This is a genomic window from Paenibacillus sp. FSL M7-0896, from assembly GCF_037975415.1.
In the GTDB taxonomy this organism is placed as follows: Bacteria; Bacillota; Bacilli; order Paenibacillales; family Paenibacillaceae; genus Paenibacillus_AQ; species Paenibacillus_AQ silagei.
On the sequence record NZ_CP150250.1, the window covers coordinates 1,311,979 to 1,335,347 of the forward strand.

Consider the following 23,369-nt stretch of genomic DNA (forward strand, 5'->3'; position numbering starts at 1 on the left):
AGAATGAGTTTTAAATATAAATTCTCTATACCAAAAATAAAATGTAAGGAGGATGTTTCAACGGGTTTTTTAGTTTCACAAGATAAAGTTATTACAACAGTACATTCTATAAAAGAATATTTATCTGAAAATACAGATTTAATAGAAGTTATTTTTAAAGATAAGAATGGACATAAGCTTATTAAGCATGCAACACCTATATTGCCAAAAACAGGAGGAATAGAAAATCATGAAATAATTGCATTAAACCTTGATGAAATCATTGAAGATATAAACTATTTGGAATGTATAGATTATAACTTTGAAGACGTGGAGGATGCTTCCACATATGGGTATCCAGCAGTTAGGCAAAATGACGGTACAGTAATTGAACTTAAATTAATTGGAAATAAAGACGATGGGTATTTAGATTTAAAAGTGAATTCAGATTCTATAAAAGACTACCATGGATGCTCTGGTGGACCACTTATTTATAAAAAATTTATAGTAGGAGTAATTTTAGAGCAAATTTCAGAAAATGGTGAAGCAAGTCGACTTGGTGCGGTGAGCTTAAATAAATATAAGCAATACTTTAAGGAAATAGGATTGGAATTGTTTGAAAGGGCCTCGGATATTTATAAATTTGAAGAGTATTTGATTGGAGGGACTAATCCTAAAATTTCCCTGAACTTTTTTAATTACGAAGAAAAAGAATTTGAATTTGACTTTCTAAAAAAGATAAGAACGGAGGGGACTGTATATTTACAAGGTAAAACTAAAGAAGAAGTAATGGGCTATATTTTGTATATTATTAAGACTCAAGCGCGGGACCTTATTCCAAAAGTAAAACTAGTAGATGGGTTAGAAAAATGGAAAGAGTTGAAAGGTAATTGTGAAGATAAAATTTTAATACCGAATTTTCATGCTAATGAGATTACTGTAATTCCTAAAAATGTTAATATTATTATATATGGTGAAGAAGATTTTCTTAGTAATAAAACACCTATAAAATTGAACAAGCGAACTCTTGGTAATATGCGTGATAAGCTAAATGAAGAAATTGATGACTTAACAAGGGCATATCGATTGGTTAGTCAATGTAATGGAATATATTCAATTTTTAAAAGGAAAGTTTTTGAAGGTAAGAATGGAAAACCCCAATGGGAGGAGTATACAAAGGCGAATTTAATACCTGCTTTACTAACAGGTTCGTGGGAAAATAATGATAAAGATAAATTATTTGTTGAGCAACTAAGTCTAATGGATTATGAATGTTATTTGGAATCTGTTAAAAAAGTAACTAATGGGGAAGATCCCTTTATTTTGAGTTTTAATACTGGATTTATAGATGTGTTAAAGTTAGCTAATGTCGAAGAAAGTTGGGAGATTTTATTTTCTAAAATCAATAAAGAAAAATTAGATTTATTCAAAATGCTAGCTTTAGATGTTTTAAGTGAAGTTCCATCTAAATATAATCTACCGGTAACCGAGCACTATCGTTCTAGTTTGCTAACGAATGATCATTTAGAGTATTCTAGTACATTGAAAAAAGGGATTATTCGTTCACTAATAGTTATTGCTTTAAAAGATAATATAAGCACTCCCAACACACAAGCAACTCAGCTATATGTAGATCATATATTAAAGCAACTATTTGCTCAAATCCATGAATCAAAGCAGTGGTTTGCTTTAGCAGAATTTTTACCTTTATTTGCAGAAGCTTCGCCACAAATTTATTCAGAGTTTATAGAAACAGAAGTAAATAATCCCGAATCAAAGATATGGGACTTATTTGAAAATATATCTGATGGTTTATTTGGAGGAAATTACTACACAAATGTATTATGGGCACTTGAAAAGCTACTTTGTTTGGAAAAAACAGTGTTTTTGTCTATAAAAATCTTGGTTAAACTCTCTGAAAGAAAAATAAATTATAAAATTTCAAATAATCCTATCTCTACTTTAGCGCATGCCCTGTCTGGATCGTTACATATGATTAATGTAAGTATTGAGGAAAAAATTGAAATAGTGCAATATGTTGTTGAAAATAGTTCGATTGGATGGGAACTCTTAAAGCAAATCTTACCTGGTAGAAACAACCATGGATCATTTTTAAGTATGACACGCTTAGATTATAGACCCTATGAGTTAGAGTATAAACTAGAGTATGGTGATCAATTATTCAAAACATATAAAACATATTCTTTAATAGCAATAAATGCTGCTAATAATGATTTAGAAAGATGGGGTTTATTATTTGATAAATGTTTATTTATTGAGTTAGGTTTATATGATTTAGTTAAAGAAAAATTTAATCAGGCACTGGCCCTTAATAAATTTGATGAACAAAAATATATGCTCAAAGAAAAAATAAGAGACATTATATATAAACATAGATTTTTTAAGAATTCTGAATGGGCCTTAAGTGAAGAAAATGTTATGAAAATTGAAGAACTATTTAATTTAATTACTTTCGAAAGCGAACTTTATAATTATTTACACTTATTCACAAATGAAAATTTAGTTGATTTACATCCAACTCCATATGACAAGAACGAAAGAAGTAACTGGAAAGATGGAAGAGCAAATTTAGAGCGAGAAAGATTTAAAGCTGTAAAGTTAATCAAAGAGAATTACTCTATTTGGAATTTAATTAACTTATTAAAGATTTACGATGCGACTAATCGTTCCCAGCAGGCTATCGGAATTATTTTAGCTAGTGATATTGATGAATTTAATTTAAATTTTGATACTTTAACTAAAGCTCTAGAGAATTCAGCAGAAACATTTTTTATTTCTTATATCGAAACAATCTATAGTCGTGAAGGAATTAGTGTACTGGAAAGGACTTTAGATTTTATAAAGGAAAATGATGAATTAGCTGTTTCCATATTAAGAATTGCAAACGTTGATAAAACTTTTTTGAAAATTCTGGACTCATTATCGAATGAAGTGAAGTTTGAGTATTGGAAAAATTTTTATACTCGTTGGAATATAGTTGATAACCAAGTAAAAGATAGAGTATGGTCAGAACTTTTAAAATATAATAATTTTAATGCTCTGCTAAATATATTAAATTTATACTTTAAGAAAGATTTAGAAAAGAATCTTATAGTGTTAGAAAGAATATTATTAAACCAATCAATTTTCAATATAAATAGTCAAAACAGTTATTTAATTATTGAGGTATTTGAAAATATTTATAGAGAATCAAATTTAAATATTGAAAGAAAACTTTATTTGAGAATTTGCAATTTAGAATGGGGATACTTTAGTTTATTAATTGATCAATTACCTCCTAAATATTTAATGGAGGAACTAAAGACGGATCCTATATCGTTAGCTTCAGTAATTCAAGCTGCCTATAAATCTTCTAAAGAAGATAGTAATATTGATGAGATGAATAAAGAGTTAGGAAAGCAAGCATGGAATATTCTATTCAAGTTAAAGTTTTGCCCATGTGTAGATGAAAAGAATGATATTGATGAAGAAGAGTTAGAAACATGGATTAATAAATATTTCAACAAAATTGATGAAAATGGACATGAAAAAATCGGAAGGCAAATCCTTGGTGAATGCTTTGCATATTCTCCTGTAAATAATGAGGGGATATTTCCACATATATCTATATGCAAAGTGTTTGAAAAATATTACACAGAAGATATTGGAATAGGTTTTGTGTTAGGAATTCGCAATAGCAGAGGTGCCTATTGGGGGAGTAATGGGAGAGAAGAAGAAGCTCTAGCTACCAAATATGAAAACTATGCAAAAAAAATTAGAATTAAATTCCCAAAAGTATCATCTGAATTATTGAAGGTATCTGAGGACTATAAGAGACAAGCTTTCCAAGAAAGGGAGCGTGCGTCCTTTGACTTATAAAACTAAAAAGGAAGATTCAATGTTATATAATTATAAAGGGGAGATATTGCAATTTAAACTACAGAATGAAATAGGGCGAGGTGGTAACGGTACAGTTTATAAAATTTTATGTAAACCACTATCAGATGAGGAATTAGTAGTAAAGATATTAAATCCTTCTAATAATAGAAATAAACCATATCCATTAAAAAAGTATAATCGTTTTAAAATAGAAGTTGAGCAGGGGAAAAAATTAAGTCATTTAAGTAACTGTTTTTTACAAATTGTAGATTGTTATTTGCCTGAAACACCAAAAGAAGACAATAGGCCATGGTTTGTGATGCCTTTTGCAAGGCCACTTAAAGACAGTATATTTAAATTAAAAGTAGAGGGGAAAATAAGAGTTATTTTAGAAATAGGGAATGCAATTAAAATCCTTCATGACAATGGATATGCGCATCGTGATATAAAATTGGATAATTTATTAATATATAAAAATAAAGTAGTACTTTGTGATTTTGGTTTAATACGTCATCACTCTATAAAGCGACTTACAGATGTAAAAGAACCCATTGGACCTTGGAATACAATTGCACCAGAAATGAAAAGAGTAGCAAGTAGATTTATAGTACCCAGAGAAGCAGATATCTATTCATTTGGCAAATTAATTTGGATTATTCTAACTGAAGATGAACATTGCTTTGATGGTAAATACTCGCGTCACGATATAATGAGTCTTAACTCAAATGAAAAAATAAAAGTAGGTGGTTTAAGAATTATACATGAAGTGCTTGAAAGAGCTACTGAAAATTTATCTTCTAAAAGGCCTGGTATTGATGAAGTATTAGAGAAAATTGGGCTTTGGAGGAAAGTCTTAAATGATGAGAAGCTAATAAGAGAAGAACGTATTTTAGAATTGTATGAAAACATGCCCAACCTTTATAATCCAACAGAATATATTTATAGAGAACCTAATCAAATTTATGAAATATTAAGTAAGTTGCTAAATGAACATAATCTATACAAAGACAGTATAGGAACTATAGGCCCTATTATAGAAATAAAAAGAGCAAAAATAGAAAATTATTTAAGTATAGATACAAAAAAAAAATCTTATATATTTAATCCGTTGTTATTAAAATATACTGATAATAAATGGTTCTTAAGCACGACTCAAATAGATGAAAAAAGATTAGAACGTGAAGGAGTGGTTCTGGATAAGGATAATGACGATATATTAAAAAGTTTATTTGATCAAGCCCTTTTTAAAAATAAAAAAGATAAGAGCTATAAAGTAATAGATGCAGAGAATGATATTATCTTACGATATAAAGTTTTTTAAGAGGTGAAATTGGATAGTATTTGTGCGGTTTATCTTGATTCGATTTTGAGGTTGCTTGTGATAAAAAAAAAGAAGGAAAAAGTCCCTTGCAATATTAGCTTGGCTCATATTGAGTAGCAAATGGTACACTGTTTTTGAGCTTATGACATAGCATCGTGTCCATAACCTCAAGAAATTCGATAACACCGGCGAAGACATGGAGGACCTGATCTCCATCGGCACCATTGGGCTGATCAAAGCCATTGAGAGCTACCGTCCGAACAAGGGCACGAAGCTGGCTACTTTTGCGGCCCGTTGTATCGAGAATGAGATCCTAATGCATCTCCGGTCGCTCAAAAAGACACGTAAAGACGTATCCCTCCACGATCCAATCGGAACGGATAAGGAAGGCAACGAGATCACCCTGATCGATATCCTTGGTTCTGAGGCGGATGATGTAATTAAGGAAGTAGATCTGAAGATTGAGAAAAGCAAAATCTATCGGAATCTGGATATCCTGGATGACCGGGAGAAGGAAGTTGTGGTAGGCCGCTTCGGCCTGGACACTGGCGGGGAAGAGCGGACGCAGCGGGAGATTGCGAAGGAGCTGGGGATTTCGCGGAGTTATGTGTCGCGGATAGAGAAGAGGGCGCTGATGAAGCTGTATCATGAGTTTTATAAGGTGAAGCGATAGGTTACAAGAAGAAGTTGTTTGCGTCTAAGCATCTAGTGAAAAGTATGACTCCAAATGGTGCATACTTGGATAGATGCTTTTCTTATGTTAAATAATGGATTAATATTGGAAAGTTTGAAGCAATCGTTTTCTTCAGGCGCTTTGCTTAATCGCTTCATTGATGATGTTTGTCTTCAGAATTTTGTGGATGGTAGTACAATCATTAAATGCCGATGGTTGGAATCTTATGAGACTACGATTGGTATCACTAAATTAGGAGTGGTTGATCAGGAGGTGGAAATTTAAAAGCACCTATTCATTCGGAGATTAGTAGTTTATGATTACTGAACTGAAGGAGTGCTTTTTTAATTTGTTTGAGGGGGGGCTAAAAATGCGAGGGAATAGTAGTGTTTATTGCAGTCGGTGGACAAGGAGCAAATTATTTTTTATACATATAATGATACAGCGAAACAAGCTGGTGTAAAGCAAATCATCTAATACCTCTACAGAAGACTATATAAAAATGTGGGGTTGGATTACATATTCCTCCTAAGGCATGGTGATCTATGCTCAAGCCATTCGTCTCTTTCGAAACACATGAAAACGCTGGATGATGTCATCATGAAACGCATTTTTGAAGTAATCGTAGGCAAGCTAAATCGTACAACGCGCCATTCCTTAAACATGCCAAAAGCCCTTCTTGCCCATTTCGATCGCTTATGCTAAATGTAAGCATTTACGATTCAACTCATCTCCACTATCTCATTAACAAAGGATGCTCACTATGGAAAAGAAAATTATACAGCTCATGGGAACGGTTATTACGATGGTCGTTCATCATCAGAATGCAGCGGCGCTCTTGGCGGATGCGGAGCAGCAGCTAATTGACTACGAGCAGCGCTTCAGTGCGAATAATCCGAGCTCGGCGCTCATGCAGATTAATCACCAAGCCGGGAAGAGTCCCGTAATTGTCGATACGGATCTGTTCGAGCTGATTGCAATCGGGAAGAGGGAGAGTCTCGTAGCAGACAGTCTGCTGAACATCGCGATTGGTCCCTTGGTCAAGGCGTGGAAGATCGGGTTTGCAGGGGCGCAGCATCCTCCGGAAGCGGTCATTGCGGAGTGTCGGCAGCTTATCGATCCGCATCATATTCAATTGGATGAGGAACGGAAGACTGTTTTCCTGGAAAAGGAAAGGATGGAGGTTGATCTGGGTGCGCTGGCCAAAGGGTACTTTGCAGATCGAATTGTGGAGGTGTTCAAGCGTCAGGGGGCGAGCGCAGGGTTCATCGATCTAGGTGGGAATGTGCTGACTTTTGGTGAGAACCCGGCGTCTGAAGACGGGTTATGGCGGGTCGGGATTCAGAATCCACAGCTACCGCGAGGGAATTATGCGTTGGTCATGAAATTGAAGAACCAATCCATTGTGACGTCTGGCGTGTATGAGCGGAAGTTGGAGGTTGCGGGACGGAAGTACCATCATATTTTTGACGGACAAACGGGGTACCCGGTACAGAGCGATGTAGCAAGCTTGACGATTGTATCGGAGCAGTCATTGGAGGGAGAGATTGGGTCTACCCGTCTATATGGCAAGCGTGCGGCCGAGATCATTCGTACGCTGAATTCGACCGCTAAGATTGAGGGTATCGTGATCACGGAACATAACGAGCTGGCTGTTACGGATGCTCTGCGTGCGTACATGGCACATCTGTAGTAAAGAGTGCGATCAGATCTTGTTCCACCGAAGATAGAGGTTTGTTTTTGGAATAGGCAATAAAATAATCGAGCGACAACAAATTCAGTGATAAGGGCAACAGGCGGTAGCCCTGAGGGGCTTCCGACATGCAGATACTATAGGGGACGAATGCGATACCAACGCCTTTCTTAGCTAACTCCAGCGTGGTGAAAATATTCGTGCTTTCCAATATAACAGTTGGCTTGATCTTAAACTTCTGAAATAGGTGATCAAGCTGCCGGCGAATCGAAGAACCTTTTTTGGTCAGCACAAGGGGACTTTGCAGTAGCAGCTTCAGATTGGCATGGCTCTCCTCTAACGTCTTCGGATTAATGTCATACAACGGGGAGTCCTCTGTCACCACCGCATAATAACCGTGAGGCCCCCATGAGACAACATTCAGATTGGGCGAGAGGGTCTCTGGATTTTGTCCGATAAAAAAATCCAGTTCATGGTTCAACACGCGGATTTCATTGACCTCGGAGTAATCCTCTTGAATCTCGATCTTAATAGACGGGTACTTTTTCATGAAATCGGGTAAAAACAAAGGCAATAAATACGAACCTAAGCTGGACAAGATACCGAGCTTGATCGTCTGGGTGTCTCTTATGGAATAGTGAGCGATTCGTTTGTGGAATTGTTCCTGTGCCATTTCGAGGGACATCAGATACTGATAGTACAGCTTGCCTGCCTCAGTTAGTTGCAAGGGAGAGGTCTGTCGATTCAAAATTTCTGTGCCGATCTCATGCTCGATTCGCTTGATAAGCTGCGTGAGGTAAGGTTGCGAAACATACAAGTCCTTGGCGGCCTTAGTATAGCTTCCGTGCTTGAGAATCGCGTCAAGATAATGAAGGATATTGGAAGAATCAATCGTAGTCATAAGGATCACCTGCTCTCATTAAAGATGGTATAAGAGAACTGTTATAGAACGATAAGAAAATGGATATTTCACAAATGTATTTTTTCATACTAAAATTTATTTGTAAAGGTAAGTGACCAAGTCAAAAGGAATTCGTAGAAAGCTGTTTTATATTGTGTAATTATTCACAAAGTAAGAGAGGAAGAAAATTATGAAACTAATCGGTATTGTCGGAACGAACTCGAATACTTCGACGAATCGCAAGCTGTTGCAATTTATGCGTAAGCATTTTTCCAGCCAGGCGGAGATTGAGATCTGCGAGATTAAGCACCTCCCTGCTTTTGATGAACCGGAAGATCGTCAGGCGCCAACTGAAGTACAAGCCTTATGCGAGCAGATTGCGGCAGCGGATGGCGTCATTATCTCGACCCCGGAATACGATCATACCATCCCAGCGGCGCTCAAGAGCGCCATGGAATGGATCTCCTATACAACCCGTCCTTTGATTAACAAACCAGTTCTGATCGTCGGTGCTTCCCACGGTTTGCTTGGTACATCTCGCGCCCAGATGCATCTACGTCAGATTCTGGATGCTCCAGAGCTTAAGGCTCGCGTTCTGCCGAGCTCGGAATTTTTGTTGGGACATTCACTTGCCGCTTTTGACGAGTCAGGTGATCTGGTCTACGCAAATAAGGTTCAGGAGCTGGAGGAGATCTTCGAAGAGTTCCAATTGTTCGTGAAGATTAACCAACAGTTGGTTAAAGAGAACCACTTCAAGACAGAGCAAAGCAAAGCATTTAGCTGGGAATCGGCAATCTGGGGAGGCGAACGGGCATGAAATTTGTCGGAATTGTAGGAACCAACGCGTCGAAGTCTTATAATCGGAAGCTACTGGAATTTATGAAGTCTCATTTTAGCGAAAAAGTGGACATTGAAATTCTGGAACTGAAGGGTGTCCCGATGTTTAATGAGTCGGACGATCAATCGCAGAGTCCGATTATTCAGAACTTTAACACGAAGATTACGGAAGCGGATGGCGTCATTATCGCTACACCGGAGCATAATCACTCGGTCCCCTCCGCGCTGAAAAGTATTCTGGAATGGCTGTCGTGGAATCTTCACCCGTTCGATGGCAAACCGGTCATGGTTGTCGGTGCGGCGTATGATGTGCAGGGGTCCTCCCGTGCACAACTACATCTGCGTCAGATTCTAGATGCACCCGGTGTCAATGCTAGCGTGATGCCTGGCTCGGAGTTCCTGTTGGGCCGTGCGAATGAAGCCTTTGATGAAGCGGGGAAGATCAAGTCGGATCGGACGGTTGATTTCTTGGAGAGTTGCTTCTATCGCTTTATGCGTTTTGCCAAAATCGCTAATCTGCTGAATGTCCCTGAAGACGTTAGCTTTGAACCGGGAACCTATGAGGTAAAGGCGGTCGGACACAACGGTGATCTGCCGATGATCGTTGAGATGAGTTCGACTCGTATAGAGAAGATCGACATCGATACGGCGGGCGAATCACAGGGGATTGCGGATGTGGTATTTACCCGGATTCCGAGTCAGATCATCGAAGGACAGACGCTGAACGTGGATATTTTGTCCGGCGCATCCGTCACTAGCAATGGGGTCATCGACGGAGTAGCGAAGGCGGTCAAGATGGCAGGCGCCAACCCGGATGTATTAAAAAAACGGCCAAAAGCACAGAGTGCGATCAATCACGGCGACGAAGAGTATACAGCGGACGTTGTGGTCGTTGGTGCGGGTGGTGCGGGACTCGCAGCAGCAGCCAGCGTGCTTCAGCAGGGCAAGAAGGTTATCATCGTCGAGAAGTTCCCAGCCATAGGTGGTAATACGGTACGAACAGGTGGTCCAATGAACGCTGCCGATCCAGAGTGGCAACGTAAATTCGCAGCGATTCCGGGTGAAGGTCATACGATTGAAGAGCTGGCAGCAACCCCTGAAGAACAGGTAGATGCCGAGTATCTGGCGGACTTCCGTATCTTCAAACATCAGGTGGCTGATTATCTCCGCGATACGAAAGAGGGCAAAGAATTCTTGTTCGACTCCGCGATCTTCCACCGGATGCAGACCTATTTCGGCGGCAAACGGAACGACCTTCAGGGGTATTCCATTTACGGGCAATATGATCTGGTTAAGGTATTAACCGATCAGGCGTTAGCCTCCGTTAAATGGTTGGAGGAACTGGGTGTCGAATTTGACTATAACGAAGTGACCATGCCGGTAGGAGCGTTGTGGCGCCGTGGACATAAACCAGTGAAGCATGAAGGCTATGCCTTCGTAGCGGCTTTAGAGCAATTTGTCCGTGCACAGGGTGGTCAGATCCTCACCGATACCCCGGTGAAGCGACTGATTATTGAAGCAGACGGCCGAGTCAGCGGCGTAATTGGTACCGGAGTAGCTGGGCAAACGGTAACGGTTCATGCGCCGGCCGTGGTGCTGGCTTCCGGTGGCTTTGGGGCCAATACGCAGATGCTGAAGCAGTACAATACGTACTGGAGCGAGATCGATGACGACATCAAGACCTCGAATTCTCCGGCGATTACCGGCGATGGTATTTTGCTGGGACAAAGTGCGGGCGCTGAACTGGTCGGCATGGGCTTCTCGCAGATGATGCCAGTGTCCGATCCGCAGACGGGCGCCTTGTTTAGCGGGTTGCAAGTGCCGCCACAGAACTTTGTCATGGTCAATCAGCAGGGCAAACGTTTCGTCAACGAATATGGTAGCCGCGATCAGTTGTCGATAGCAGCAATCAATAACGGAGGCCTGTTCTATCTGATTGCGGATGACAAGATCAAGGAGACGGCCTATAACACAAATCAAGCGAAGATCGATAAGCAGGTGGAGCGAGGCACGCTATTCAGAGCGGACACACTGGAGGAGCTGGCCCAGCAAATTCATATCGATCCGACTACGCTAGTGGATACGATCGCGATGTACAACTCTTACGTTGATCAAGGACATGATCCGGAATTTGGTAAAAATGCGTTCGATCTTAAGGTTGCAGTGGCTCCGTTCTATGCGACACCTCGTAAGCCAGCTGTTCACCATACGATGGGCGGACTCAAGATTGATACACAGACGCATGTTCTTCACGAATCTGGCCAGATCATCCCGGGCTTGTACGCAGCCGGTGAGGTGGCAGGCGGTATCCATGCTGGTAACCGTCTGGGTGGTAACTCGCTCACCGACATTTTCACATTCGGTCGAATTGCCGGACGGACAGCTGTTGAGGAGCAGGCTGTTTTGTCGAAGTCATGAAATAAGTCTTTAGATCACATCTCTCTTTAAGCAGTGGAGCTGACTCATAAGTAGACTTACTACGAAGATAACAGCTCATCTTGATTCTAAATGTTGTTAAAGAGGCAGCGATTCTCTTGTTATTGGAGGATCGCTACCTTGCGTTTTTGGTCCGCTGCGGCTTGCTTCAACACATTGTAGCCGAATTTACAGCAGGGCCGCCGCTCACTCCTGTCAACACTTCCCGATAGGATTTTTTTATAAAATGAATTAACGATTGAAATGACATCGTATCGTGTCCACAACCTCAAGAAATTCGGGCGACACCGGCGAAGACATGGAGGACCTGATCTCCATCGGCACCATCGGGCTGATCAAGGCCATCGAGAGCTACCGCCCGAACAAGGGCACGAAGCTGGCTACTTTTGCGGCAAGATGTATCGAGAATGAAATCCTGATGCACCTCCGGTCACTCAAAAAAACCCGCAAAGACGTATCTCTCCACGATCCGATCGGAACGGATAAGGAAGGCAACGAGATCACGTTGATCGATATCCTCGGCTCGGAAGCGGACGATGTGATTAAGGAAGTGGATCTGAAGATTGAGAAGAGCAAGATCTATCGGAATCTGGATATCCTGGATGATCGGGAGAAGGAAGTTGTGGTCGGGCGGTTTGGGCTTGATACAGGCGGAGAAGAGAGGACGCAGCGGGAGATTGCGAAGGAGCTGGGGATCTCGCGGAGCTATGTGTCGCGGATTGAGAAGAGGGCGCTGATGAAGCTGTATCATGAGTTTTATAAGGTGAAGCGGTAAACTCTTAATCAATTTATAAAGCAACTTGTCTGCGGATGAGTTGCTTTTTGTTTTTCAAACTTAATTTTGAACAGGTTTTGTTTTACGGATATATCGTCCTGGAGATACCCCTTCTGACTTCGTAAATTGTTTGGTGAATGAATATATATCCCCGTAACCCAGGCTAACGGCTACGTGTTTGATGGGAAGTCCGGATAGCAGCATCATTTTGGCCTGTCTCATTAAATGTTCAGTGTGGTATCGCTTAGGGGAAATCCCCGTAGTCTCTTTGAAAAATTTTCGAAAGTTCTCGTAGCCCATATTCACGGCAGATGCCACTTCCTGAATATCAAAGTGAATATCATTGGAGACACTAATCAGCTCGCAGGCTTTTGTTATTTTACTTTCAATTTCATTGCTATGAGCATTATGAATGCTGCTGTGCAATCGGATAATCAGATCCTGAGATTTCATTAGCAGGGAGGGAAGACCTTCATCTGTTGCACTTTTCAAGGCTTTCAGCAAGGAAACAAAATCAAAGAAAAAATCATTCGTATGCAGTGCCGATTGGACTTCCTTATCGGAATTAATAATTCCAAGTGTCTTTAAATAGGAATAGACAGGATACCCGACACTGATATAAAACTCGATCCAATTCCCATCGGGTTCAATTGCAGTAGAGTGCAAACGTTCAGGTAGACGTTGAACAAGATCACCTGCTTGCATAGGAGTAACGGTACCGTCCATCGAAATAAACGTTCCACTGCCTTGCAATACTACAAAACAGCTGTAATATCCTATCTTAAAATCATATTGAGAACGCTCTGCTGATCTTTTCCGCATAAAGCCGCAAGATAAAATACCCTGATTAAAGTCTTTGCCGATACATCGGTAGATTACATCATTTTCATTAATGTCTTCAACATTCATGTATTCACACTCCTACCAAAATGGATAAATGAAATACCATACTCAACATTTAATATAAGGAATTTTCCTTATATTATAGGGGTATCTACATTGAAAGATCAACCAATTGGAACAATGGATGGGAGTGTTATTTAAGCCGATGAAGCTAAGCAGAGATTGGGAAAATCAATATGTTACTCAAAAAAACCGTTATCCCATGCATGAGCCCTACGGAGTATACGAAACCTTAGAACAGGCTTTAAGCGGAGACCGGAGAAAGTCTAAATACGTAAAAAGCCTGAATGGAATGTGGAAGTTTAAAATGTTCGGATCTCCCGATGAAGTAACGGATGAATTCTATAGTCCTGAATATGATGTTTCCCATTGGGATCATATTCCGGTTCCTTCCAATTGGGAGCTTTCGGGGTATGGAAAACCTGTATACACCAATATGTTGTATCCTTTTGTTCAAAAAGGGGAGGGTTCAAGTCACGAAATTCAACTCAGGAATAATGAATACATTTTGAATCCGCCTCATGTTCCAGAGAGTAACCTTACCGGTTGTTACGTTAGAACGTTTGAAGTTGACGAACATTTTAACGAAAGGGATATATTTATCGATTTTGGAGGTGTAGAATCGTGTTTTTATCTGTGGTTAAACGGCAAACTGGTTGGTTATTCTCAGGATAGTAAGCTTAACGCTTCTTTTGATATCACGGATTACATTCAAAAGGGACAAAACCTTATAGCTGTTCAGGTGATGCGGTTTGGAGCCGGGACTTATCTGGAGGATCAGGATTACTGGCATCTCTCGGGGATCTACCGGGATGTTCTCATTTATGCAAAACCACGTATGCGCATTCATGATTATAAGATCGAAACCCTCTTTTCGGGGAATTACAACAATGCCGAATTAAAAGTGACGGTTGCACCTAATAATCAAGTGAATGGTTATGGTGAGGCTCATGTGCGGTTGTCCCTGTATGATAGCGAACAGAAATTGGTTACTGAGTTTGAAACGCCAAAGTTTGCGGATTGTGATTCCTACCTGCGAGAAAAATATGTAGCAAAGGTTACGAAAACCATTTCAAATCCTCACTTGTGGAGCGACGAGAGCCCTTATCTCTATAAATTGGTGTTAGAAATGATTGATTTGTCTGGAAATGTAGTTGATATTGAGAGCGCGAATGTCGGCTTCCGTGAAGTGAATATCGATCGAAAAGGGGTCCTGAGAATTAATGGGAAGCGTCTCATTATACGGGGAACCAATCTTCACGCCTTTTGTCCTGAAACAGGACGAGTCGTAACAACAGAATATATGCGCGAGCAAATCAAGGTCATGAAATCGCTGAATATCAATGCGGTAAGAACAAGTCACTATCCGCACGCAATCGAATGGTATGACTTGTGTGATGAACTGGGCATTTACTTGGTGGATGAAGCCAATATTGAAACACACGGTCTTGGCGGCCAGTTAAGCGCATCCCCCGAATGGACAAATGCGTATATGGAACGGGCTACACGGATGGTTCTGAGAGATAAAAATCATCCATCCATTATTCTCTGGTCTCTGGGTAATGAATCCGGTTATGGAGCGAATCATGCTGCGATGTACGGCTGGATTAAGGAGTATGACAAAACAAGGTACGTTCAGTATGAGTCTCTGAATCCTCCGGCAAACATCTCCGATATTATGGCGCCTATGTATCCTCAGAAAGATTGGATCCTGGATGTCATGGCTGAAAGCGAGGATTTGCGTCCTTTTATTATGTGTGAATATGCGTATGCGAAAAGTAACAGTAACGGAAACTTTAAGGAATTTTGGGATCTCATTCATAAATTCCCGCGGTTTCAAGGAGGATTTATTTGGGATTTTCAGGATAAAGCGCTGGTTAAGCAGGATAAAGACGGAAATAAAAAGTATGTCTATGGCGGGGCATTCCAGGAAGAGGTTACTGATCCTGCACCTGATATGTGCCTGAATGGTATAGTTTTCCCAGATCTCACTCTCAAGCCGGCTGCGAATGAAATCAAAAATGTACAAGCTCCTATCCAAATGGATTACATGCCTGGGAATGATGGCTATCGAATTTATAATCATTACACGCATCGGGATTTAAGCCATTTGAATATGGCTTGGGAACTGGTTTGCGATGGCAATGTGATAGAAAGCGGTAGTTTGCCTAAATATCACACAGCGCCCGGATCCGTTGATAAGCTTCAAGCACCATACGATTCGTCTAAAGTCTCCGGGGAAGCTTTTCTTAATTTCTATGCTTATTTGGACGAGGACACCTTTTATTCTAAGAAGGGAACCTGTATTTATGCCTGCCAGATAGAGATTAAGGATTCTGTGAATAAAGTGCATACCGGAGATATAGAAAAGGATAGCTTGAAGTATGATGAAACGACAAATGAAATTCATATCTATAATGAAAATACAACGGTTCTTTTCTCGAAAGAAACCGCAGAGTTCATCTCTGTAAAATACAATCACAAGAATTATTTCACGGGAGGAACCAATAACTTCTATCGCCCTCCAACAGGAATTGATGGAGGTATTCATCTTGAATCGTCCAATTATGCAGATGAATGGATAGCTCTCGGGCTCCATTCCAATGAGAAAGAAATCAAGAGTATTCGGGTATTTGCAGCACCGGCTGCTGTTATCATTCAAGTTAATTGTATCTATCATGGATGCATTGAAACCAAAACCAATTATACCGTCGGCGGCAAAGGGATAGAAATCACCAATACAGTTGTGAACAATGCCAAGGTCGACACCCTCCCGAGAATTGGGCTAAGCTTTAAGTTCTCGGATGCCTGGAAGAAGATGAAATGGTATGGCCGCGGGCCATGGGAAAACTACGCGGATCGTAAATCTGCCGCATTCGTTGGAGTATATGAGAGCACTGTAGAACAGCAGCACGTACCCTATATCTTACCGGTAGAATGCGGTGGTAAGGAGGATGTCCGCTATTTATATTTGTCATCCAATGAACAAGAAGTAAAAGTATCGGCAGCGGGACATTTCCATTTTGATATTCATGGGCACAGTATTGAGCAATATGACAACGCCGCCTATGAAGACGAACTGGGAAATTCAGATTCTGTTTATCTTCATATTGATCACAAACATGCAGGTCTTGGCGGAGATACCGGCTGGACCAAAAATATTCACGATCCCTATCAAATTAAGAAAGGTATCTATGTTTATACGGTAACTATAGAAATCATTTCTTAAGAAAAACTAATTTTTGACTGGCTGAGTAAGGGAAGGATTGTGAAAGAGGTCCGGTTCAAGCAAGCTGGGAAATCCGTAGACCGGATATATTACCGTATTGGGGTATTATAAGGCGAAGCGGTGAGAGACAAAGCAGACCTGCCATAGGCGGGTCTTTTTTGTTGGTCTATAAACAATGTCACATTTAAATAACGAGTAATAAAGCAAGAAGAGGTTCCGGTTTATTGATATTTACAGCATCTTCAATTAAGCTCCCGGAAGCGCTGGGGCGTAATTGCCTCGAATTTGCGGAAGGTGGAGATGAAATGGCTCGCGTCCAAAAAACCGACAAGTGTGGCAATGGCTTTGATGGTCAGGTGTTTGTCCAGGATCAGGTGCTCCTTGGCCTTTTGAATGCGTAAATGAATCAAATATTGATAAGGGCTCATACCGGTGGTTATGCGGAATAAATAATTTAGCCGCTGCGAACTGAGGCCGGTGAACTCGGAAAGATTGGCCAGACCGATGCCGGGATCATGAAAATTATTCTCCAAAAACTGAATCATGGGTAGCAGACGTTTCGAATGCTGGGAATAGGAGCGCTGGTTATCCACTTGTCCAAAGCGCTTTAGATCGATCAGGAAGCGATAGACGAAAGCCGAGCTGTCCATTCCGCTGAATTCGGATGGCCGTTGCTCCAGATGGCGCGTTCTGTAATGAATCTTGGACAGCCTGGAGCCGGGCTCCCAGCTAATGACCGTAGATGTAGCCAATCCCAATGAGGAGATAATGGTCGGAGCTAAATTACCATTGAAGGTAACGTACCAGGTGGACCACGGGTGTGATAAGGTGACATAACGATGCGGGACATGTGGAGGAAGCAGGATTCCCTGGTTCGGTCCAAGCGTAACCGTGGTTCCCGAACATTCGAATTGGCCTTCCCCGCTTACCGTATGCAGCCAGTGATAGCAGTGATAGCCCTCTGGCCGGTCAAATTCCTCTTGCCATTCATTATAGCCCGTCAGTTCTATATAAATCGGCAGTGTCCGATCCAAAGTGGTGACGAGAAATTGCTTCATGTAATGCTTCATATAACGCTCCATGGACCATCAACAACTTTCATTTTTTTATATGATACTTTAATTTTACCTGATTTTACTCTGAACTGCCATCCCTTATAATCAAGACAAAGTTTGAACGAAATGCAGCACCTAACCTTCTGTTTATTGGACTAAAATAATGGCTAGAGGTCTGTTTATCCTTCATCAACAGTTTTGAAAGGGTATTCATTTTCATTCCGCTACAGTTATTGTTTGTCTGAAGCAGCAGTGATAATCTTATATAATTTTAAGAATGGATTATTCAGTTTAAGGGGGTGATTCGCAGTATCGTTGTACAGCATGAATAAAATAGAGGGGGCTTCAAGGATGAACGGGAAACGCAAAACCGTAATTTTAATGTTAACGATCATGGTCATTATACTGTTAGCCGGATGTTCGCAAAGTAATAACGGTAAAAAAGAAAGCGCTACCACGCCGGCTGGTGTATCGGGTACAAACGCAACGGATCCGACGGACTCATCCGGACAAGGCAAGCCTGTCACTGTCAATCTGTTCGCCGGCACTTCGAGCACCAACGGGAATATGGATACCAACTGGTTCACAACGTATGCCGAAGAGAAATTTAATATAGATATCAAGTGGTCAACTGTACCTAACACGGATGTTACGACCAAGCAGCCGCTGCTGCTGGCCAGCGGAGATTATCCTTCGATCTTCTGGGCAGGGCAGTTCACCAATGAGGACCTGCTGAAATACGGCAAGCAAGGCGTATTTGTGCCCTTAAACGATCTCCTGAAAGAGTATGCGCCTAATGTCTGGAAGGAAATCGAGAACACGCCGGCGCTCAAGCAAGGGGTATACGCTCCGGACGGCAACATTTACGGCCTGCCGTTCTATAACTACTGCCTGCACTGCTACTACTCCAGCAAGCTGTGGGTATATGAGCCGCTCCTGGAAAAGTACGGTCTTAGTATTCCGACGACTACGGATGAATTCGAGCATATGCTGGAGGTTTTTAAGTCGAACGGCATCCTGCCGCTTACAGGGTCCACGGACGGCTGGAACTCCGATCCGACGACGTTCCTGATGAATGCCTTCGTGTATAACGACGGCGGGAACCGCCTGGAGATAAATAACGGAAAGCTTGAATTTGCCGCAATCAAGGATGAATGGAAAGACGGGCTCTCCTATATTAACCGCTTGTACAGCAAAGGTCTGATCAGCAGTGCGGCATTTACCCAGACCAATGACGTACTCAGCAAGCAAGCGGTCAATCATGAAGTGGGCGTAGTGCCTTGGGGCTGCATCAACTGCGTCGTCGGGGCCGAGAACATGAGTGAAATCATTGACTGGGTCACCATCCCGCCGCTCAAAGGTCCGGGGGGCGCCCAATACGCGGCATTCAGCGGCAATGGTGTCAGTGGAGCCGTCTTCACCATTACGAATAAAGCATCAGAAGAAGAGAAAATTGCCATCATGAAGCTGCTGAATTTCATCTGGACGCCGGAAGGCGCGACCATGGCGAACATGGGGCCGGAAGGCGAATACTGGACTAGAGCTAAGGAAGGTGAAACCGGACTGGTCGGGACACCGGCGCTGTTCGATATTGATTTTCAGCCGCCGACACCGTTCACCCGGGGCTGGAATCAGCTGGGGCCGATCTACCAGTCGGAGGAATGGCGCAACAGCATCGTCGCCAAATCCCCGTTCACGCCGGATGGCTCCGGCTCGGAAGCGCTGCTGCACTACTATACGGAGAAGGATTACAAAGGCAAGCAGCCGGCGCAGGTTGTGCCAGCGTCGATCTGGATCGATCCCGCCAAGTCACAGCAATATTCCCAGCTGAAGACGAACATTACTTCATACGTCAACCAATGGACTGCCGAGTTCATCGTCGGCAATAAATCGATCGACAAGGACTGGGATGCATATGTGGAGGGTGTGAAGAAGCTGGGTCTGGCAGACTTCCTGAGCATCACCGAAGAAGCGATCGTGAGCCCGTTTGATACGAGCAGCTACCAGCGCGATGATGCAGTGGTGAAGAATCTCGAATCGCTGCAATAAAGCGGCATGGGCATCATCCGCTCTGCGGTACTCCGGAGCGGATGATGCAACTTTTTTAAGCGAGGAATGATCGACGATGAAACCGAATTCTGAATTACGGCAACGCATAGTCCGGCACTGGCCGCTTTACGCCATCATCGCGCTCCCGACAGCTTTTCTGCTCGTGTTCAGCTATTGGCCGATGGTTGGCGTTCAGATTGCCTTCCGCAACTTTAATCCGGTTCAGGGTATCTGGGGGAGTCCCTGGGTCGGCTTTCAGCAGTTCGAGCTGTTTCTCTCGTCACCGTATTTCTGGCCGCTGGTCAAGAATACGCTGGTCCTGAGCCTGTACTATCTGATCGTGTCGATCCCGTGCTCGCTCATTCTGGCGCTGGCGCTGAACGAAGTGAAGCATGTCCGCTTCAAAAAAACCGTGCAAATGTTTACTTACGCGCCGTATTTTATCTCGACGGTTATCCTGGTCGGTATGATCCAGATCATGCTGTCTCCGACGAGCGGCCCTCTGGCGCTGTTCTCCAGTCTGCTCGGCAACAACAATCCTCCGAATGTCTTGGCAAGCGCCGACAGCTTCTCGTCGGTCTATGTCTGGTCGGGCATCTGGCAAGAAACCGGGTATGCGGCAATTATCTATCTTGCGGCTTTGGCCAGCGTCAATCCTGAATTGTACGAGGCGGCAAGAATTGACGGAGCCAGCCGGCTGCAAAAGATCCGCTATATTGATCTGCCAGGCATCAGCTCCACCATTATTATCCTGATGATTCTCAGCGTGGGCGGGCTGCTCAGTATCGGCTTCGAGAAAGTATTCCTGCTCCAGAACAACCTTAATCTAAGCAGTTCGGAAGTTATATCCACGTATGTGTACAAGATCGGACTGGTTAACGCCGACTTCAGCTTTGCGACAGCGATCAGCTTATTCAACTCTGTCATCGGCCTGATCCTGATTACCGCGGTCAACTATAGCGCCCGTAAAGTTTCAGACAGCAGTCTGTTCTAGGTTAGGAGGAAATTTCATGCGTCGCACATCCGCGATTCGAGAGTCCGGCTCAGACCGCATCTTTTTATTTTGCGTGTACACCGGATTAACAATAGTTCTGCTTTTGGTGTTGTACCCGCTGATCTTTATCGTCAGCTCCTCTTTCAGCTCGGCAGCGGCGGTACAGGGAGGCAAGGTCTGGCTGCTGCCGGTTGATTTCACGCTGGACGGCTATATCGGTGTTTTTCAATACAATGCGGTGTGGACGGGATTCATCAACTCGCTGCTCTACACGGTGGGCGGCACCCTGCTTAGCGTATCGCTCACTGTCATGATGGCCTACCCATTGTCAAGAAAAGAGATGGTGGGACGCAACATCTGGATCTGGGCGATTCTGTTCGCGATGTTGTTTAACGGAGGACTTATTCCTTTCTATCTTGTAGTCAAGGATCTGGGGATGCTCAATACGCCATGGGCGATTATCGTGCCGTCGGCACTCAATATTTACTCGATTATCATTGCGAAGACGTTCTTCCAAAATTCGCTGCCGAAGGAAATGTACGAGGCTGCCCAACTGGATGGCTGCGGGGACTTCAAGTTCCTGACCCGTATCGTCTTGCCGTTATCGAAGCCGATTCTTGCTGTCCTGATGTTATGGTCGGCGGTGGGGTTATGGAACTCATATTTTAATGCACTGATCTTTCTGAATTCACAGTCTCTGTATCCGCTGCAATTGGTGCTTCGCCAGATTCTGGTCGAGAACAAAATCGACTACACCAGCATGTCCGCGTCGCTCGACCCTCAGCGGTTGACCATGATGAAGAACATGGAGACGCTTTTGAAATATTCACTGATCGTCATTACAACTGTTCCCATTCTGATCATTTATCCTTTTGTGCAGAAGTATTTTGTGCAGGGGGTCATGATCGGTTCGGTGAAAGAATAGTTACAGGCATATTACCCGTCTCTAAAACAAAAAGCGAATTGGAGGAACGTTCAATGAAGACATCTGCTAGGGTCAAAGGACCGTTTGAGCCGAAGCTTGCTTCCCTGCAAACCTTCGAATGTCCAGCCTGGTTCCGGGATGCGAAGCTGGGAATCTGGTCACACTGGGGAGCGCAGTCCGTGCCGATGTTCGGTGACTGGTACGCCCGTAACATGTACTTTGAAGGTTCGGACCAATACCGCTATCATATCCGTCATTACGGCCATCCGTCGGTCTTTGGCTACAAGGACATTGTCCAGCTCTGGAAGGCAGAGAAGTTCGATCCCGAAGAGCTGATGGATCTGTATCAGGCTGCGGGTGCCAAATATTTCGTGGCGCAGGCGATGCACCATGACAACTTCTTCAATTACGATTCCAGGCTGCACCGCTGGAATTCCGTTCAGATGGGACCCAAGAAGGATATCGTGGCCTTGTGGAAAGCAGCAGCAGACAAGCGGGGCTTGCCATTCGGCCTGACCGAGCATCTTGGAGCAACGTTCAGCTGGTTCCAGAGCAATAAGGGACAGGATAAGGAAGGCCTGTACAAGGGTGTCCCCTACGATGGCAATGATCCGCAATACGAAGACCTGTACCTGCCCAACCAGATGTATTATCACGCAGATAAAAAGATGTACGATCTGGATCCGTGGTATGCCACCGAGCCGGAGTGGCATCAGCGCTGGCTGGATGTGATGATGGAGCTCATCGATCTGTACCAGCCGGATCTGCTGTATTCCGACGGAGCACTTCCGTTCACTGACATCTTTCAGGATGCGGCCACTGCGCCGGACGAGGCGGTTATGGCGGCAGGGCTTCATGCGGTTGCCCATCTCTATAACAGCAGCGCCGCCCGTAACGGAGGCGTGAATAAGGCGGTCTATAATCAGAAAGACCGCAGGAAAGCAGTGTACTCGGTCGGCGTCCTGGATATCGAACGCAGCCAGGAGCCGGGTATCAAGGAAGAGCCCTGGCAGACGGACACCTGTGTCGGTGACTGGTTCTATAATGCCAAAGCCGTATACAAGAGACCGGATCACGTGATTGAAATCCTGATCGATATCATCTCCAAGAACGGCAATCTGTTGCTAAATATACCCCAGAGACCGGATGGAACAATTGATGACGAATGCCGATATATTCTTCAGGAGATGGCTCAGTGGATGGCTGTATCTTCGGAAGGCGTCTACGGGACGAGGCCGTTCCACGTGTCTGGCGAAGGGAATTCGCGCGTGGTTATCGAGCAATACAAAGAGGACAGGGTGGAGTGGGATGCGACGGATTTCCGGTTCACGCAGAAAGGGAATACGGTCTACGCCTTCCAGATGAAGGCACCCGGTGACCGGATGGCTGTCATACGGTCATTCGGGCCGGAAGAACGGGTTAGACACGTGCGTCTGCTCGGTGCAGGACCGGTAGAATTCAGCCAGGCATTAGGCCCGCTGGTTGTATCTTTGCCGGAACATCTGCCGACGCCGTACGTGCATTGTCTTGCGGTCGAACTGGAAGGATAGAGAAAGCGGGTATCATCCTCATTCAAGGATGATACCCGCTTTTGCTTCACTGTCCCAGACAAAGTCTGATCAGATCATCTTGGAGTACGAAAAGTGTTCTAGGCCAATGCTTCCATAGGGTGCGAACGGATAGTCGATCGTAATACGCCGCACTCAACTCATGACGTCCG

Annotated in this window: 14 protein-coding genes and 1 pseudogene; 12 read left to right on the forward strand and 3 right to left on the reverse strand. The window is 43.3% G+C overall.

Going from position 1 to position 23,369, the window contains the following annotated elements; all coding sequences use genetic code 11:
• Window positions 1–3 precede the first annotated feature (3 nt).
• The 4 genes and pseudogenes from MKY12_RS05595 (at window position 4) to MKY12_RS05610 (ending at window position 7,545) form a co-directional block, all read left to right on the forward strand.
• Window positions 4–3,858 (forward strand): hypothetical protein, encoded by a 3,855-nt coding sequence (locus MKY12_RS05595; RefSeq protein WP_339313147.1) that lies wholly within the window; start codon window positions 4–6, stop codon window positions 3,856–3,858.
• On the forward strand, window positions 3,848–5,179 hold the full coding sequence (locus MKY12_RS05600; RefSeq protein ID WP_339313148.1) for a protein kinase: 1,332 nt from the start codon (window positions 3,848–3,850) through the stop codon (window positions 5,177–5,179). The genes MKY12_RS05595 and MKY12_RS05600 overlap by 11 nt, the downstream gene beginning before the upstream one ends.
• 166 nt (window positions 5,180–5,345) lie before the next feature.
• Window positions 5,346–5,852 (forward strand): annotated as a pseudogene (gene sigK, locus MKY12_RS05605) (RNA polymerase sporulation sigma factor SigK); the annotation flags it as partial.
• Window positions 5,853–6,615: 763 nt separating this feature from the next.
• Complete coding sequence (locus MKY12_RS05610) at window positions 6,616–7,545, forward strand: FAD:protein FMN transferase (protein WP_339313149.1); 930 nt, start codon at window positions 6,616–6,618, stop codon at window positions 7,543–7,545.
• Here the strand turns inward: MKY12_RS05610 and MKY12_RS05615 are convergent.
• Complete coding sequence (locus MKY12_RS05615) at window positions 7,508–8,446, reverse strand: LysR family transcriptional regulator (protein ID WP_339313150.1); 939 nt, start codon at window positions 8,444–8,446, stop codon at window positions 7,508–7,510. The genes MKY12_RS05610 and MKY12_RS05615 overlap by 38 nt on opposite strands.
• Before the next feature lie 190 nt (window positions 8,447–8,636).
• Here MKY12_RS05615 and MKY12_RS05620 point away from each other — a divergent pair, with 190 nt between their 5' ends.
• The 3 genes from MKY12_RS05620 to sigK (MKY12_RS05630) all read left to right on the forward strand — a co-directional run bounded on the left by MKY12_RS05620 (window position 8,637) and on the right by sigK (MKY12_RS05630) (window position 12,494).
• Entirely contained in the window at window positions 8,637–9,263 is a 627-nt protein-coding gene (locus tag MKY12_RS05620) for an NADPH-dependent FMN reductase (protein WP_339313151.1), read from the forward strand.
• The gene (locus MKY12_RS05625) at window positions 9,260–11,701 is read left to right on the forward strand and encodes a flavocytochrome c (RefSeq protein WP_339313152.1); all 2,442 of its coding nucleotides are present in this window, start codon (window positions 9,260–9,262) and stop codon (window positions 11,699–11,701) included. The genes MKY12_RS05620 and MKY12_RS05625 overlap by 4 nt, the downstream gene beginning before the upstream one ends.
• A 271-nt stretch (window positions 11,702–11,972) precedes the next feature.
• Complete coding sequence (sigK, locus tag MKY12_RS05630; protein WP_339314795.1) at window positions 11,973–12,494, forward strand: RNA polymerase sporulation sigma factor SigK; 522 nt, start codon at window positions 11,973–11,975, stop codon at window positions 12,492–12,494.
• Between the two features lie 60 nt (window positions 12,495–12,554).
• On the opposite strand, the gene MKY12_RS05635 is transcribed toward sigK (MKY12_RS05630), so the two are convergent.
• Window positions 12,555–13,403 (reverse strand): AraC family transcriptional regulator, encoded by an 849-nt coding sequence (locus tag MKY12_RS05635; protein ID WP_339313153.1) that lies wholly within the window; start codon window positions 13,401–13,403, stop codon window positions 12,555–12,557.
• A gap of 139 nt (window positions 13,404–13,542) precedes the next feature.
• Between MKY12_RS05635 and MKY12_RS05640 the strand changes: the two genes are divergently transcribed.
• Window positions 13,543–16,626 (forward strand): glycoside hydrolase family 2 TIM barrel-domain containing protein, encoded by a 3,084-nt coding sequence (locus MKY12_RS05640; RefSeq protein WP_339313154.1) that lies wholly within the window; start codon window positions 13,543–13,545, stop codon window positions 16,624–16,626.
• Window positions 16,627–16,868: 242 nt separating this feature from the next.
• On the opposite strand, the gene MKY12_RS05645 is transcribed toward MKY12_RS05640, so the two are convergent.
• The gene (locus MKY12_RS05645) at window positions 16,869–17,696 is read right to left on the reverse strand and encodes an AraC family transcriptional regulator (protein WP_036727855.1); all 828 of its coding nucleotides are present in this window, start codon (window positions 17,694–17,696) and stop codon (window positions 16,869–16,871) included.
• A gap of 336 nt (window positions 17,697–18,032) precedes the next feature.
• On the opposite strand from MKY12_RS05645, the gene MKY12_RS05650 reads away from it, so the two are divergent.
• The 4 genes from MKY12_RS05650 (at window position 18,033) to MKY12_RS05665 (ending at window position 23,199) form a co-directional block, all read left to right on the forward strand.
• Window positions 18,033–19,730: a hypothetical protein gene (locus MKY12_RS05650; protein ID WP_339313155.1), complete on the forward strand. Its 1,698-nt coding sequence runs from the start codon at window positions 18,033–18,035 to the stop codon at window positions 19,728–19,730.
• A gap of 76 nt (window positions 19,731–19,806) precedes the next feature.
• Window positions 19,807–20,724 carry an ABC transporter permease subunit gene (locus tag MKY12_RS05655; RefSeq protein WP_339313156.1) on the forward strand — a complete coding sequence of 306 codons (918 nt, stop codon included), beginning with the start codon at window positions 19,807–19,809 and terminating at the stop codon, window positions 20,722–20,724.
• A gap of 16 nt (window positions 20,725–20,740) precedes the next feature.
• On the forward strand, window positions 20,741–21,649 hold the full coding sequence (locus tag MKY12_RS05660; protein ID WP_339313157.1) for a carbohydrate ABC transporter permease: 909 nt from the start codon (window positions 20,741–20,743) through the stop codon (window positions 21,647–21,649).
• A gap of 53 nt (window positions 21,650–21,702) precedes the next feature.
• Window positions 21,703–23,199: an alpha-L-fucosidase gene (locus MKY12_RS05665; protein ID WP_339313158.1), complete on the forward strand. Its 1,497-nt coding sequence runs from the start codon at window positions 21,703–21,705 to the stop codon at window positions 23,197–23,199.
• Window positions 23,200–23,369 lie beyond the last annotated feature (170 nt).